Origin of the sequence: Apilactobacillus apisilvae (assembly GCF_023380225.1) — a bacterium.
GTDB classification, from domain to species: Bacteria; Bacillota; Bacilli; order Lactobacillales; family Lactobacillaceae; genus Apilactobacillus; species Apilactobacillus apisilvae.
The window spans coordinates 24,674-37,102 of the sequence record NZ_CP093362.1 but is presented as its reverse complement, the minus strand read 5'-3'; the positions used below and the strand labels follow the sequence as shown (position 1 = coordinate 37,102).

The window sequence follows — 12,429 nt, the reverse complement described above, 5'->3', positions numbered from 1 at the left end:
TTATTTAATAATAATGTTATTATATGCTAGAATTATTATTATCATTATCGTTATAAGAATATTTAGGAGGTGAAAATATTGATTCTTTTACAAGCTAATAAGTTAACAAAAAGATTTGGTGGTGAAGATCTTTTCACAAACGTCAATTTAAGTATTCCTGAAAATGGTAAAGTTGCTCTAGTGGGAAGAAATGGTGCCGGTAAATCTACGTTAGTTAAAATGATTATGGGAATTGATTCAATTGATGAGGGTAATGTAACGACTAAAAATGGTTTAACAATTGGTTATTTAGCTCAAAATACCGGTTTAAAATCAAACCGAACTATTATCGAAGAAATGGAATCAGTTTTTAAAGAAATTCGTGAATTAGAAAATAAAATTCATTCATACGAAAATAAGATGGCTAGTAATGAAGTAATTAATAACCCTAAAAAGTTTCAAAAAATTAGTAAAATATATGACCGATTGCAATCAGAATTTTTATCTAAAAATGGTTTTGGCTATGAAGCTGAAATCAGATCAGTACTTGCTGGATTTGGATTTAAGAAAGATTCCTATAATCATAAAATCAATGAATTATCAGGTGGTCAACAAACCCAGTTAGCAATGGCTAAATTACTTTTAGAAAAACGTGATTTATTAATTTTAGATGAACCTACTAATCATATTGATGTAAAAACAATCGCATGGTTAGAAGACTATATTAAAGGCTATCCTGGTGCTTTATTAATCATTTCACATGATCGTTATTTTATGGATAAAATCGTTGATAAAGTTTATGATTTAAATCATGGACATTTAGACGAATATAATGGTGATTACTCTAATTTTATTGAACAAAAACAAGCTAATTATCAAATTCAGTTAAAAAACTTTGAAAAACAACAAAAAGAAATTCACAAAATGGAAGATTTTGTGAATAAAAATATTGTAAGAGCATCAACAACTAAACGAGCTCAGGCGCGTCGAAAGCAATTAGAAAAAATGGACCGAATTGATTCACCTGAACACGATGAAAAAGCAGCAAAATTTAGTTTTTCACCGTATAAGCAAAGTGGAAACGTTGTTCTAAAAGTTAGTGATTTAAAAATTGGTTATGAACATGAAATTCTTAGTTCAGATATCAATTTGGATATTAAAAAGCACCAAGCGGTCGCTTTAATTGGTCCTAATGGTGTTGGAAAGTCTACCCTATTAAAAACAATTATTAAAAAATTACCTAAAATAGATGGTAAAGTTCAATTAGGAACTGGTGTCCAAATTGGCTATTATGATCAACATCAGGATACTTTGCATCGAAGAAAAAATGTTTTAGACGAAATTTGGGACGATTATCCTACAGAAACTGAACAACATATTAGATCTATTTTGGGAAGCTTCTTATTTTCTGGTAATGATGTGGACAAAACTGTTGGAAATCTTTCTGGTGGTGAAAAAGCCAGATTATTGCTAACTAAATTATCTATGAATCATGATAACTTTTTAATTTTAGATGAACCTACCAACCATCTTGATATCGACAGTCGTGAAGTTCTGGAAAACGCACTAAAAATTTTTGATGGGACTATTTTATTTGTTTCTCATGACCGTTATTTTATTAATAAAATTGCGACATCTATTGTCGAGTTAAGTGAAAGCGGTTCTAATGAATATCTAGGTAATTATGATTATTACGTAGAAAAAAAAGAAGAACAAGAAGCAATTAAAAAGAAAAAAGAAGAACAAGATGAAGCTTCATCCAACGATAAAAAACCTAAATCTGATAATCAAAAACAATTTATTTTTAATAAAAGTAAGCAAAAAGAAGAACGTAAAATAAAACGTTCTATTGAAAAATTAGAAAATGAATTAGAAACTTTAAATAAAAATAAAGAAAAAATTGAAAAAACAATGGTTGAACCGGAAGTTTTACAAGACATTGGGAAGTTACAAGATTTACAAAACCAATTAAATAGCATCAATAAACAAATTGATTCTTTAGAAGATGAATGGACTGAATATAGCCTGAAATTAGAGGAATAAAAAATGGATGTAATCATACAGATTACATCCATTTTTTTATTTTTCAATATCATTTAACAATTCAAAGTCTAAACTTGGATCAGCATTTAAATTAACTCCAGCAAAAATACCTTTTTTTGCAAAAACATAACCAGCAGCACCAATCATGGCAGCATTATCACCACATAATTTTAAAGGAACTTTAACTAAATGAGTTGATGAAACATCCTTTATTGCTTCATCTAAAGCATTTCTTAATCCATGATTAGCAGCAACTCCTCCTGCTAAAATTAATTGATTAACCGGATATTCTTCTAATGCTCGTCTAGTTTTATAAACTAAAACATCAACAACTGCTTGTTGAAAACTGGTTGCTAAATCATCTTTATTTAAGGCTTCATTAATTTGATCAGCATGGTGTGTTGTATTTAAGAATGCACTTTTCAATCCACTAAAACTAAAATCAAAGTTTTCATCTTTTTCCATTGCTCTAGGGAAATCAAAAGTATCATGACCTTTTGAAGCCATTTTATCAACAGTTGGGCCTGCAGGATAATTAATTCCTAAAACTCGCCCTACTTTATCGTAGGCTTCTCCAGCAGCATCATCCCTAGTCTCACCAATAATTTTAAATTTACCTTCTTCAGGCATTAAAACTAATTCAGTGTGACCCCCAGAAACAACTAATGCTAAAGCTGGATATTTAATTTCTTCAACATAACGAGCAGCTAAAATATGACCTGCAATATGGTTGACTGGAATTAATGGAATATTGTGTGCCCAAGCAATTGTTTTAGCTGCAGTAACTCCAATTAATAATGCTCCTACTAATCCAGGACCATAAGTAACTGCAATTGCATCAATGTCATCATAAGTAACTTTGGCTTCATTCATTGCATCTTCAACACAAATAGTTACTTCTTCAATATGATGACGGCTAGCAACTTCTGGAACTACTCCACCAAAACGTTTATGGCTTTTAATTTGAGTAGCAACTATATTTGATAATATTTTATGACCATCTTCAATAATAGCCACACTAGTTTCATCACAACTAGATTCAAAAGACATTACGATATGTGGTTCCAAAAAAATACCTTCATTTCTATTTAAATTCCAAAATTATTAGGAATGGTTTCATATAAATCTAAATCTAAAATCATATCTAATGCATCTTCATGATCACCATCATAATAATTCTTTTTGATCCCATTTTTCTTAAATCCTAAATCAGAATAAACCCTTTGTGCTCTAATATTGCTTATACGAACTTCTAAAGAAACTGATTTATAACTCAATTGACGTGCTTTCTCAATGATTTTTGTAATTAAGAAATACCCAATACCACGATCTTGAAAGTGAGGTAAAACCGCTACGTTAGAAATGTGACAATCTTTAGTCTTATCGATTAAAGAGCTACCAATGAATCCAACCAATTGATCACGATATCTTATCAATAAATAAAAACGATCATCCCGAGGTTGTAATTCTGTAGTAAAGGCCTCAGCATTCCATGGAGTTTCACCATTATAAACTGCCTTTTCAACATTAATAATTTCCGGAATATCAGTTACCCTCGCTTTAGCAACATAATATTTATGATCATTAAGTTCTACATTATGGTTTTTAATATTTAAGCATTCTTTTTTTAATGAGCCTTTAGTATTTAAAAATGTATTATGATACCAATTAATCAAATTTTTCAACATATGATGTTTCACTTGCCTCCGGATTATTTTTTTTCCAATCTGCTTCTGCTTTGGTCAATCTTAAGTAATTAGGAACAAATCCATGAATATTATTCACAGGCGATTGTTTTTGACCATAAATACCAAGTTTAGCTGCTTGAGGTAAATTAGAAAAACCATCTAAAGTCTTAAATCGATTGTTATATTGATCACTTAATTTATTATTAAAATTATCAAAATCACCTAATACATAAACATTAGAATTGACTTCTCCAACTAAATCTAACCATTTATCAAAATCAGTATGTTGGTCTTCAAGTATTGACTTAGGCAAACCATTTTCAATTTTATATAAACCGGTAAATATATTATTATTTCTAGCATCAAATATTGGCATAACTAAACTGCCTTCTTCTTGAACATTTAATGCTAAGGTCAATAAACTAGAAACTCCAACTAAGTCGATATTTAGAGTATAAGCTAAAGTCTTGGCAGTGGCAGTGGCAATTCTGATACCAGTATAAGAACCCGGGCCATTAGCAACAACCACTCTTTGCAAGTCGCTTGGTTTCATATCAACCTTTTTAAATAATTCATCAATGATAGGCAATAAATATTCCGCATGTTTTTGATGAACGGTTGTCGATTCTGTAGCTAAAACTTGATTATCATCTAAAATAGCAACCGTTAGTGGTCGATTAGATGTATCTAAAGCCAATACTTTCATTTACTCTTCTATCTCCTTAATTATTCATATTATTTTAAATTACAAATTAAATTATAACAAAAAGAATAGGCATCTCCACAGAAAAATGAAAATACCCTTAAAATTATTTATTCTTTTTCCAAATAATATCAGCAACTGTACAATGTTTATCATTACTCATAATTTCATGTTTAGTTAAAATATTACCATCATCTAACTTTTCCATATTATAGTAACTTTCAACATTGCTTCCATACTTAACTTCATTTTCATACCTTAAATCGAAATGAATTGGGGAATGGTTAGTCAAAAAATCAGCCGGCAACACATTAATCATCCAATCCATATAATGGGCATTGTTTACGTGCTTATTAGAATCTATATCTGTATAACGCACACTAAAGGTTCGACTATTTGCAGTATCCAAATCAACCTTTTGTGGTTTTAATAGTTTTGGAACTTTGTTAACTTTTTCAGCACCAAATGGCAGAACAATTTCATTTGGAATAGATGCAATTCTTCTAGTTTCGTAATTCATTACCGCCCAAAGTCCAGTCATATGAACCAATAAATTACCCTTTTGATCATGAATAGAAAATTCACGATATGCAAAATATTTATTATAAGATTTAGACTTAGTTGTAACAGTAATAACTTCATCAACTACAGGCATACGATTAATATCAACATTATATTGAATAACAATCCATGTAATCCCAAATTGTCTAACAAAGTCTGCACCAATTTTTAAATTATCGGTATGATCTTCAGAAACTAATATAATAACATCTAGCATCATTGCTAAAGTCATTCTTTTAGTAAAATCAGCCTCATAGTAATTAACACGGTGATTTTCACTATATTTTGTTGGTTCCATAACTAATCCTCACTTTTTAATTTCATGATAGATGTTATAAATATCTTGTTTCTTAACATCATGAATTTTAGCAACTTCTTTAATGGCAGCATTAGGTTTCATTCTTTGCTCAATAAAATGATTAACTTGTTCACTAATTGATAATCCTTTCAATTCATCATCTTGTGATTCATTAATATGATTATTTCCTTGTAAAATAATCACAAATTCACCACGGATTTGATTATCATTTGCCCAATTAATCAATTCTTCAATACTGCCACGAGTGAACTCTTCAAATTTTTTAGTTAATTCACGACAAAGAACCGCTTTACGATCTGATCCCATCACTTTTTGAATATTCTTTAATGTTTTAAATAATCGATGAGGAGCTTCATATAAAATTAGAGATTCTTCGTGTTGATTTAAATTCTCTAATTCACTTATCTGTTCACTATTCTTACGATTTAAGAATCCATAAAAATAGAATGGTTGTGGAGTTAATCCAGAAGCAATCAAAGCCGTAATACCAGCATTAGCACCTGGTAACGGAACAACGCTAATATCGTTATCAATACAAGCGACTGCTAATTCATGACCAGGATCACTAATCGATGGCATCCCAGCATCACTAACTTGTGCAATTGATAACCCCGCATTTAACTTTTCAACAAGTTCTGGAATCCTACGTTCTTTATTGTCTTCTCTAAAGCTAACTTTTTTGCTTTCAATTTCAAAATGATTCAATAATTGTTGAGTATGGCTAGGATTCTCGGCAGCAATAATATCAACTGATTTTAATATTTTAATTGCTCTGAATGTCATATCATCTAGATTACCGATAGGCGTTGGAACTAAATATAATCGTCCTTTATTATTTAATCCGGTGAAACTGTGTTGAATATTCAAGTTAATCCTCCATCACTAATTATCTATTTAGTATTTCATTACAAAAAATACAACTCTCATTATCTTCACGATGGGTTCCATAAAATTGATTACAAACATGAAAACCCTCATTGTATAACTTTTCCAAATTTTTACGTGATTTAGATAAACGCGGTTCTTTAATATCCTCATCATTTTTATCATCCATTTTTTGCTCTGATATAAATTCATGTAGATGTTGATTTTCTATTTTTAGTTCTGCATTTTCTTCTAACACTTCAGCTAAGCCTTCACGTAATTCAGAGAACTTAGTTAACATGAGTTGTGTTTGCGCTTCCATGTTTTTAAAGCCATCATACAATTCTCGTTTATCCAATTAAAATCCACTCCATTTATAAAATAACTATTGGTTTAAAAGATTCATAATTTTCAAGGTTATTGATTCTAATATATTTTGAAAACTGATATTAATTGATAATTGTTGATTACAGTTTAAAATAATTTCTAAAATGCAAATTAATGTTTGCGATTGAATATTATTAGCTAGCCGAATGATACTATTTTCATTTTTAGGAAAATTAAATTGATTTGATTTTAAATATTTACTATTTAACACATCTTCAAAGCAAGCAATCATCATATTAATTATGGGTTCTCTACGTTTATTGTCCAACACTAGTGGCATTAAATCAGCTTGAATTGTAACAAAAGCTTCAGCATCATTGTTAGCAATTGAATCAAACCACTTTGATATTACAGATTGAACTTTATCAAACCAATCATCAGTTTGCCAATCTCTAACAAAATTAATACTATTAGTTAAATTATTCATTAAATTAATTTGGCTATGTTTCACACCTAATTGTTTTAATTGTTCACTGAATTCTGCAGAATTTAAGTGATTAAATTCAATGACCTGGGTTCTAGAAATGATAGTAGGTAAAATAAGATTCAAATTAGTCGTTAATAAAAAAGAAAAGATATTATTACCTGGCTCTTCAATAAATTTTAATAAACTATTAGCGGCACCATTGGTCATAGTTTCGGCATCTTGAATAATAAATACTTTTTTATTACCTTCAAGTCCACTCTTAGAAAACTCATCCTTTAAATATCTAACTTGGTCAACTTTAATACTTTGAACATCAGGTTTAATAATCACAACATCAGGATGTTGTTGCTCTGAAATTCGACGACATTCGTCACAATTACCACATGGATACCCATTAGTAGTATTGGGACAAAAGATCCCCATCGTAATAAATAAAGCCATTGCTAATTTACCAACACCCGATTCACCACTAAATAAGTATGAATGTGATAATTCATATTTATCTATAATTTTTGTGAATCTATCAGCTAAATATTTTTGTTTATTAGTCGCTTCATCAATTACTTTATTTTCGTTCATTAATATCCCTCAAATTAGAAATGGTATAAGTTATCCATTGGCATTTCCATAACGATTGATCCACCAACTTCAATTTTAACTGGGTAAGATGCATCAGATACTCCACCATCCAAATTAACTGGAGGAGTCATATATTGTTCACGTTTTCTAGAAACTTTCTTAATTAGATCCAATACTTCTTGAACTCGTTCTTCTTTAATTCCTATCATGAAGGTAGTATTACCAGATCTTAAAAAACCACCGGTGGTAGATAGTTTGGTTTGTTGAATATTATTTTTAACAAATTGAGATTGAAGTTTTCCGGCATCTTTATTTTGAATAATTACAATTAATAATTTCATTCTAAAAGCACTCCCTAAATTATTATTTATTCCATAAATTTCTTAACATACTTGTTCATTATTGATACAACATCACTATAAACATCGTCAATAGACTGAGTTGCATCAACAACTTTAACTCTTTTAGGATTATTTTTTACAATTTCTTGGTAAGCATGATGAACGCGTTTATGGAAATCAATAGTTTCAACATCTAAACGATCAATATCATCAGACTTACGATTTTTAGCAATTCTTTGCAAACCTACTTCAACTGGAATATCAAAGTATATTGTTAAATCAGGCAAGAAACCTTCAGTTGCAAATTGATTCATTTCATAAACTAAACTTTCACCAATCATTCGACCGCCACCCTGATAAGCAATTGAACTATCTAAAAAGCGGTCACATATAACAAGCTTTTGTTTTTCTAATGCTGGTTTAACAGTTTGAACGATATTTTGTCTTCTAGATGCAGCATATAATAAAGCTTCGGTTCTAGAATCCATTTTAGTATTTTCACGATCTAAAATCACGTTTCTAATACTTTCGGCAATATTATTACCACCAGGTTCACGGCTGGTAACCAAACGATCACCTAATTTATTTTCTAAATTAGATAATAATCGATTTAAAACTGTAGTTTTTCCCGCTCCATCTGGTCCTTCAAATGTAACAAACTTACCTGACATATTAATTCACTCACTTTTTCCATTTATGTAATTAATTGTACTTTAATTTTACAATTTCAACAAATAAAAAAAGTGTTAAATTCATTTTGGAATTTAACACTTTTGAATATTAGTAATCAATAACTGATGATTGAATTCGATTGTTACTAACGTTACGTTCTCTAGCCTCACGATATAAAAATAAATATTTGGCTTTGGATAATTGCGTCTGTGCAACAATTTCTTCATCAACTTCAGAAATTGCAGATTCGGTTTCTTTGGCCTGATCCCACTGTGCTTTTGCACGATCAATTGAAGACAAAAGAAATTCATCATATTGTGAGCCTACATTTTTGATGTTTTTTCTAAAACCTAACATAATCTGACACCTCTATATTTCAGTTCGACCAGATACAGCCCTAGAGAGAGTCATTTCATCAGCATATTCAATATCACTACCTACTGATAGTCCATGTGCTAATCTAGTGACTTTAATCCCAGCTGGCTTAATCAATCTAGATAGATACATAGCTGTTGCTTCTCCTTCAGGAGTGGCATTGGTTGCAATAATTATTTCTTTAATATTTGAATTAGTTTGTAATCTTTTAATTAAAGATTTTATATTTAAATCCTCAGGCCCAGTTCCTTCAATTGGTGAAAGAACTCCACCTAAAACATGATACAAGCCGTGATAACTTTTCATGTTTTCCATAACCATAATATCTTTTGGCTGTTCAACAACTAAAACAATATTCTGATCACGTGTTTTATCTTTACATATAATACATGGATTTTCTTCTGTTAGATTCCCACAAATTGAACAATATCTTAGCTTATCCTTAGTTTCTTTTAAAGCTGATGAAAATTTAGCAACATCATCATTGTTCATATCTACTACAAAATAAGCTAATCTAATTGCTGTTTTATGACCGATTCCAGGAAGGCGCATAAAACTATCAATCAATTTAGCAACTGGTTCCGGATATTGCATAATTTACCTTCTTTATAAAATTACATTCCAGGAATTCCCTTAGTATATTTACCTAATGAATCTTGGGTTTCTTTATCGATTTGAGATAAAGCATCATTAACTGCACTAATAACTAAATCAGACATCATGTCTGGGTCATCTGGGTCAACAGCTTCTGGTTTAATTTGCATATCTTTCATCTTACGATCACCAGAAAAAACAACTTTAACCATATCTTCGGGTGCTTTCCCAGTAAATTCTTTACTGTTAATTTGTTCTTGTTCTGCACCCATATCTTTTTGCATTTGTTTAACTTGTTTCATCATTTTACCCATATTCATACCATTCATCATAATATCATCGCTCCTTAATCATTTTTTACATCAATAATATCAGCGCCAAACATATCTGTGGCCTTTTTAACAATTGCAGATTCATCATCTGAATTGTTCTCAACATTATTATCATGGTTTTCTGCATTTTTTTCAATAGAAGAATTCCCTAAATTTTCATCAACATGATCAGATTCATTTTGATTATTTTTCCGATTCATAAGGTAATCTTTTCTAATTGAAGGCCATTGATCACTAGGTACAAAAACCACTTTAGGTACATAACCTAAAATACGATCTAAACCATTTTCAAGTGAATCGCTTAATTCAGTATTAGAATTAGCCTTTTGAAATAAAAATGGATACTCAAAAGAGACAATTACTCCCTCACCACTGGCAGCAACAGGCTTAGAAACATGCATCATTGCCCTTTTAGTAACATCCAGGGATTGTAATAATTCATCCCAAATATTTTGCAAATTAGTCAAATTATCACGAGTGGCATTGTCTAACACTGGATATATTTTAGTTAAATTAACCTTATTTTCAGATGATTTACTTTTAACTTTATTGTTTTCTTTTTTAGAAACGTTCTGGTTATCCATCTGAATAGGGCTTTTATTTTCTTTAGAGGTCATTTCATTAATTTGTGCTTCTAGTGAAGTAACCTTATTATTTAACTCTAATATTTGTGATTTTAATTGATTTTTTTCATCATCATTAGTAGATTCATCGTTTGATGATTCCATATGATTATTAGATAATTTAACCGTTAAAACATCTAAATAAACATCAGGATGCATTGTATAACGCATTTGAGATTGAATATCATTTAACTGAGTTATCATCATATAAATAATTTTAGCATCAATTCCGTTTGCCAGATGCTTAAAATCATCATCGATAAGGCCTAGTTCAGCCTTTTCCACCATATCAGGAGATTGTTGATATAATAAAATATCTTGGCAATAGTTGATTAAGTCTTCAATAAAGCGGCCAGCATCTTTTCCTTCTTTTAAAATAGACTGAGCGTTTAATAAAGCAGATTTAACATCATGATTAACTACGCAATGAAGATATTTATTCATAAAAGATTTAGTGACACTACCGGTTACTTGCAATGCATTTTCATAGGTAACATTATCAGCCCCAAATGATAAGACTTGATCTAATATGCTTAATGCATCACGCATCCCACCTTCAGCAGATTTGGCAATCACCTTTAATGCTTTATCGTCATAGCTCATATCTTTTTGATCTAAAATAAATTCCATTCTTTGGAGAATATCTTGAGAAGTAATCCTTCTAAAATCAAAACGTTGTACTCGCGAAATAATCGTAGCAGGAATCTTTTGTGGTTCAGTTGTAGCTAAAATAAAAATAACATGTTCTGGTGGTTCTTCCAGAGTTTTTAACAAAGCATTAAACGCTCCTGTCGATAACATATGAACTTCATCAATAATATAAACTTTGTAGGTAGCTTCTGTGGGAGCATATTTTGCTTTATCACGAACCTCACGAATTTCTTCAACTCCATTATTAGAAGCAGCATCAATTTCAATGACATCATTTAGAGTCCCATTAGTAATACTTTTACAAATTTCACATTGATTGCATGGCTCACCATCTTTTTTATTTGGACAATTAATTGCTTTAGCCAAAATTTTTGCAGCGGAAGTTTTCCCAGTCCCACGAGGTCCTGCAAATAAATAAGCATGACTCAGTTGATTGGTGATAATTGCATTTTTTAAAGTAGTGGTAATGACATCTTGACCAATTACATCGTCAAATCTCTGTGGACGCCAAACACGATATAAAGCTTGATAGCTCATAGAAAACTCCCTTTCAATGATAATTATTAATTATATTATATATGCTATTTATTAATTATGCTATTGTCGTAGTAAATTATTATTATATAAAATTTAAGCAAAAAAAAGCTCCTAGCCATCAATTGACTAAGAGTTTAATTACATAAAAAACAAGAAGCACAAGCGTAGAATACTTAGTGCTGCTTCCTCTCGGATCTGACACGGTTCGTAAACACAACTTTGCTTCAAGGTCTTTCGACATAAATAATAATAACTTATTTACTATTATTTATCAAGCTCATTATGAATCTTTTTTAATATTTTTTTACGTTTTCTTGCACGTTTAAAAAATGTCTTCATTTCCAAACTAGCTCGTTCTGCTAAGATTCCCTTTTCACAATTAACATGATGATTAAATCTTTCATCATCAAAAATGTGGTATAAACTTTCGGCAACTCCGGCTTTATAATCTGGAGCCCCATAATATACATTTTTAATCCTTGAATTAATAATTGCACCAGCGCACATCAAGCAAGGTTCAATGGTTACATATAAATCACAATCTTCTAATCGCCAGCTATTTAAATAACGACAAGCCTCATCAATTGCAACAACCTCAGCATGATCTAATGCGTCATTACTGTGTTCTCTTAAATTATGTCCACGAGCAATAATTTTATTATCTTTAACAATTACAGCACCAATTGGTACTTCATCAATTAAACTAGCTTTTTGAGCTTCCCATAATGCAGATTCCATGTATTTAACTTCCATA

Annotated in this window: 15 protein-coding genes and 1 other RNA gene; 1 reads left to right on the top strand and 15 read right to left on the bottom strand. The window is 30.4% G+C overall.

The features are described 5' to 3' along the window. Nucleotides 1-78: 78 nt before the first annotated feature. Nucleotides 79-2,022, top strand: a complete 1,944-nt coding sequence (abc-f, locus tag MOO46_RS00210) for a ribosomal protection-like ABC-F family protein (RefSeq protein WP_249511045.1) — start codon at nucleotides 79-81, stop codon at nucleotides 2,020-2,022. A gap of 36 nt (nucleotides 2,023-2,058) precedes the next feature. Here abc-f and tsaD read toward each other — a convergent pair whose 3' ends face one another. The 15 genes from tsaD to tadA all read right to left on the bottom strand — a co-directional run bounded on the left by tsaD (nucleotide 2,059) and on the right by tadA (nucleotide 12,428). After that, nucleotides 2,059-3,072, bottom strand: coding sequence for a tRNA (adenosine(37)-N6)-threonylcarbamoyltransferase complex transferase subunit TsaD (gene tsaD, locus MOO46_RS00205; protein WP_249511655.1), 1,014 nt, complete (start codon nucleotides 3,070-3,072; stop codon nucleotides 2,059-2,061). A gap of 38 nt (nucleotides 3,073-3,110) precedes the next feature. Further along, nucleotides 3,111-3,710: a ribosomal protein S18-alanine N-acetyltransferase gene (gene rimI, locus MOO46_RS00200; protein ID WP_249511044.1), complete on the bottom strand. Its 600-nt coding sequence runs from the start codon at nucleotides 3,708-3,710 to the stop codon at nucleotides 3,111-3,113. Beyond that, a complete protein-coding gene (gene tsaB / locus MOO46_RS00195) occupies nucleotides 3,691-4,416 on the bottom strand; it encodes a tRNA (adenosine(37)-N6)-threonylcarbamoyltransferase complex dimerization subunit type 1 TsaB (RefSeq protein WP_249511043.1) in 726 nt (241 codons plus the stop codon). The genes rimI and tsaB overlap by 20 nt, the downstream gene beginning before the upstream one ends. A 103-nt stretch (nucleotides 4,417-4,519) precedes the next feature. After that, complete coding sequence (locus MOO46_RS00190) at nucleotides 4,520-5,272, bottom strand: acyl-[acyl-carrier-protein] thioesterase (protein ID WP_249511042.1); 753 nt, start codon at nucleotides 5,270-5,272, stop codon at nucleotides 4,520-4,522. Between the two features lie 9 nt (nucleotides 5,273-5,281). Continuing rightward, entirely contained in the window at nucleotides 5,282-6,166 is an 885-nt protein-coding gene (gene rsmI, locus MOO46_RS00185) for a 16S rRNA (cytidine(1402)-2'-O)-methyltransferase (protein ID WP_396121414.1), read from the bottom strand. Between the two features lie 13 nt (nucleotides 6,167-6,179). After that, nucleotides 6,180-6,515, bottom strand: coding sequence for a DNA replication initiation control protein YabA (locus tag MOO46_RS00180; RefSeq protein WP_249511040.1), 336 nt, complete (start codon nucleotides 6,513-6,515; stop codon nucleotides 6,180-6,182). A gap of 27 nt (nucleotides 6,516-6,542) precedes the next feature. Then, nucleotides 6,543-7,550 carry a DNA polymerase III subunit delta' gene (holB, locus tag MOO46_RS00175; protein WP_249511039.1) on the bottom strand — a complete coding sequence of 336 codons (1,008 nt, stop codon included), beginning with the start codon at nucleotides 7,548-7,550 and terminating at the stop codon, nucleotides 6,543-6,545. Nucleotides 7,551-7,564: 14 nt separating this feature from the next. Then, nucleotides 7,565-7,891: a cyclic-di-AMP receptor gene (locus MOO46_RS00170; protein ID WP_249511038.1), complete on the bottom strand. Its 327-nt coding sequence runs from the start codon at nucleotides 7,889-7,891 to the stop codon at nucleotides 7,565-7,567. Nucleotides 7,892-7,917: 26 nt separating this feature from the next. Next, nucleotides 7,918-8,562 carry a dTMP kinase gene (gene tmk / locus MOO46_RS00165; protein WP_249511037.1) on the bottom strand — a complete coding sequence of 215 codons (645 nt, stop codon included), beginning with the start codon at nucleotides 8,560-8,562 and terminating at the stop codon, nucleotides 7,918-7,920. Nucleotides 8,563-8,671: 109 nt separating this feature from the next. Further along, the gene (locus tag MOO46_RS00160) at nucleotides 8,672-8,920 is read right to left on the bottom strand and encodes a YaaL family protein (RefSeq protein WP_249511036.1); all 249 of its coding nucleotides are present in this window, start codon (nucleotides 8,918-8,920) and stop codon (nucleotides 8,672-8,674) included. Nucleotides 8,921-8,932: 12 nt separating this feature from the next. Continuing rightward, on the bottom strand, nucleotides 8,933-9,532 hold the full coding sequence (gene recR / locus MOO46_RS00155) for a recombination mediator RecR (protein ID WP_249511035.1): 600 nt from the start codon (nucleotides 9,530-9,532) through the stop codon (nucleotides 8,933-8,935). Between the two features lie 20 nt (nucleotides 9,533-9,552). After that, nucleotides 9,553-9,864: a YbaB/EbfC family nucleoid-associated protein gene (locus tag MOO46_RS00150; protein ID WP_249511034.1), complete on the bottom strand. Its 312-nt coding sequence runs from the start codon at nucleotides 9,862-9,864 to the stop codon at nucleotides 9,553-9,555. Between the two features lie 14 nt (nucleotides 9,865-9,878). Then, the gene (gene dnaX, locus MOO46_RS00145) at nucleotides 9,879-11,675 is read right to left on the bottom strand and encodes a DNA polymerase III subunit gamma/tau (RefSeq protein ID WP_249511033.1); all 1,797 of its coding nucleotides are present in this window, start codon (nucleotides 11,673-11,675) and stop codon (nucleotides 9,879-9,881) included. A 140-nt stretch (nucleotides 11,676-11,815) separates the two neighbouring features. Then, nucleotides 11,816-11,911: signal recognition particle sRNA small type (ffs, locus tag MOO46_RS00140), an RNA gene on the bottom strand. Nucleotides 11,912-11,939: 28 nt separating this feature from the next. Further along, the gene (gene tadA / locus MOO46_RS00135) at nucleotides 11,940-12,428 is read right to left on the bottom strand and encodes a tRNA adenosine(34) deaminase TadA (protein ID WP_249511032.1); all 489 of its coding nucleotides are present in this window, start codon (nucleotides 12,426-12,428) and stop codon (nucleotides 11,940-11,942) included. Nucleotide 12,429: the final 1 nt, after the last annotated feature.

Excerpts from the sequence above, each read along its gene's own strand:
- tsaD (WP_249511655.1), bottom strand. The coding sequence starts at position 3,072 with ATGTCTTTTGAATCTAGTTGTGATGAAACTAGTGTGGCTATTATTGAA.
- rimI (WP_249511044.1), bottom strand. The coding sequence starts at position 3,710 with ATGTTGAAAAATTTGATTAATTGGTATCATAATACATTTTTAAATACT.
- tsaB (WP_249511043.1), bottom strand. The coding sequence starts at position 4,416 with ATGAAAGTATTGGCTTTAGATACATCTAATCGACCACTAACGGTTGCT.
- MOO46_RS00190 (WP_249511042.1), bottom strand. The coding sequence starts at position 5,272 with ATGGAACCAACAAAATATAGTGAAAATCACCGTGTTAATTACTATGAG.
- holB (WP_249511039.1), bottom strand. The coding sequence starts at position 7,550 with ATGAACGAAAATAAAGTAATTGATGAAGCGACTAATAAACAAAAATAT.
- MOO46_RS00170 (WP_249511038.1), bottom strand. The coding sequence starts at position 7,891 with ATGAAATTATTAATTGTAATTATTCAAAATAAAGATGCCGGAAAACTT.
- tmk (WP_249511037.1), bottom strand. The coding sequence starts at position 8,562 with ATGTCAGGTAAGTTTGTTACATTTGAAGGACCAGATGGAGCGGGAAAA.
- MOO46_RS00160 (WP_249511036.1), bottom strand. The coding sequence starts at position 8,920 with ATGTTAGGTTTTAGAAAAAACATCAAAAATGTAGGCTCACAATATGAT.
- recR (WP_249511035.1), bottom strand. The coding sequence starts at position 9,532 with ATGCAATATCCGGAACCAGTTGCTAAATTGATTGATAGTTTTATGCGC.
- MOO46_RS00150 (WP_249511034.1), bottom strand. The coding sequence starts at position 9,864 with ATGATGAATGGTATGAATATGGGTAAAATGATGAAACAAGTTAAACAA.
- dnaX (WP_249511033.1), bottom strand. The coding sequence starts at position 11,675 with ATGAGCTATCAAGCTTTATATCGTGTTTGGCGTCCACAGAGATTTGAC.
- tadA (WP_249511032.1), bottom strand. The coding sequence starts at position 12,428 with ATGGAAGTTAAATACATGGAATCTGCATTATGGGAAGCTCAAAAAGCT.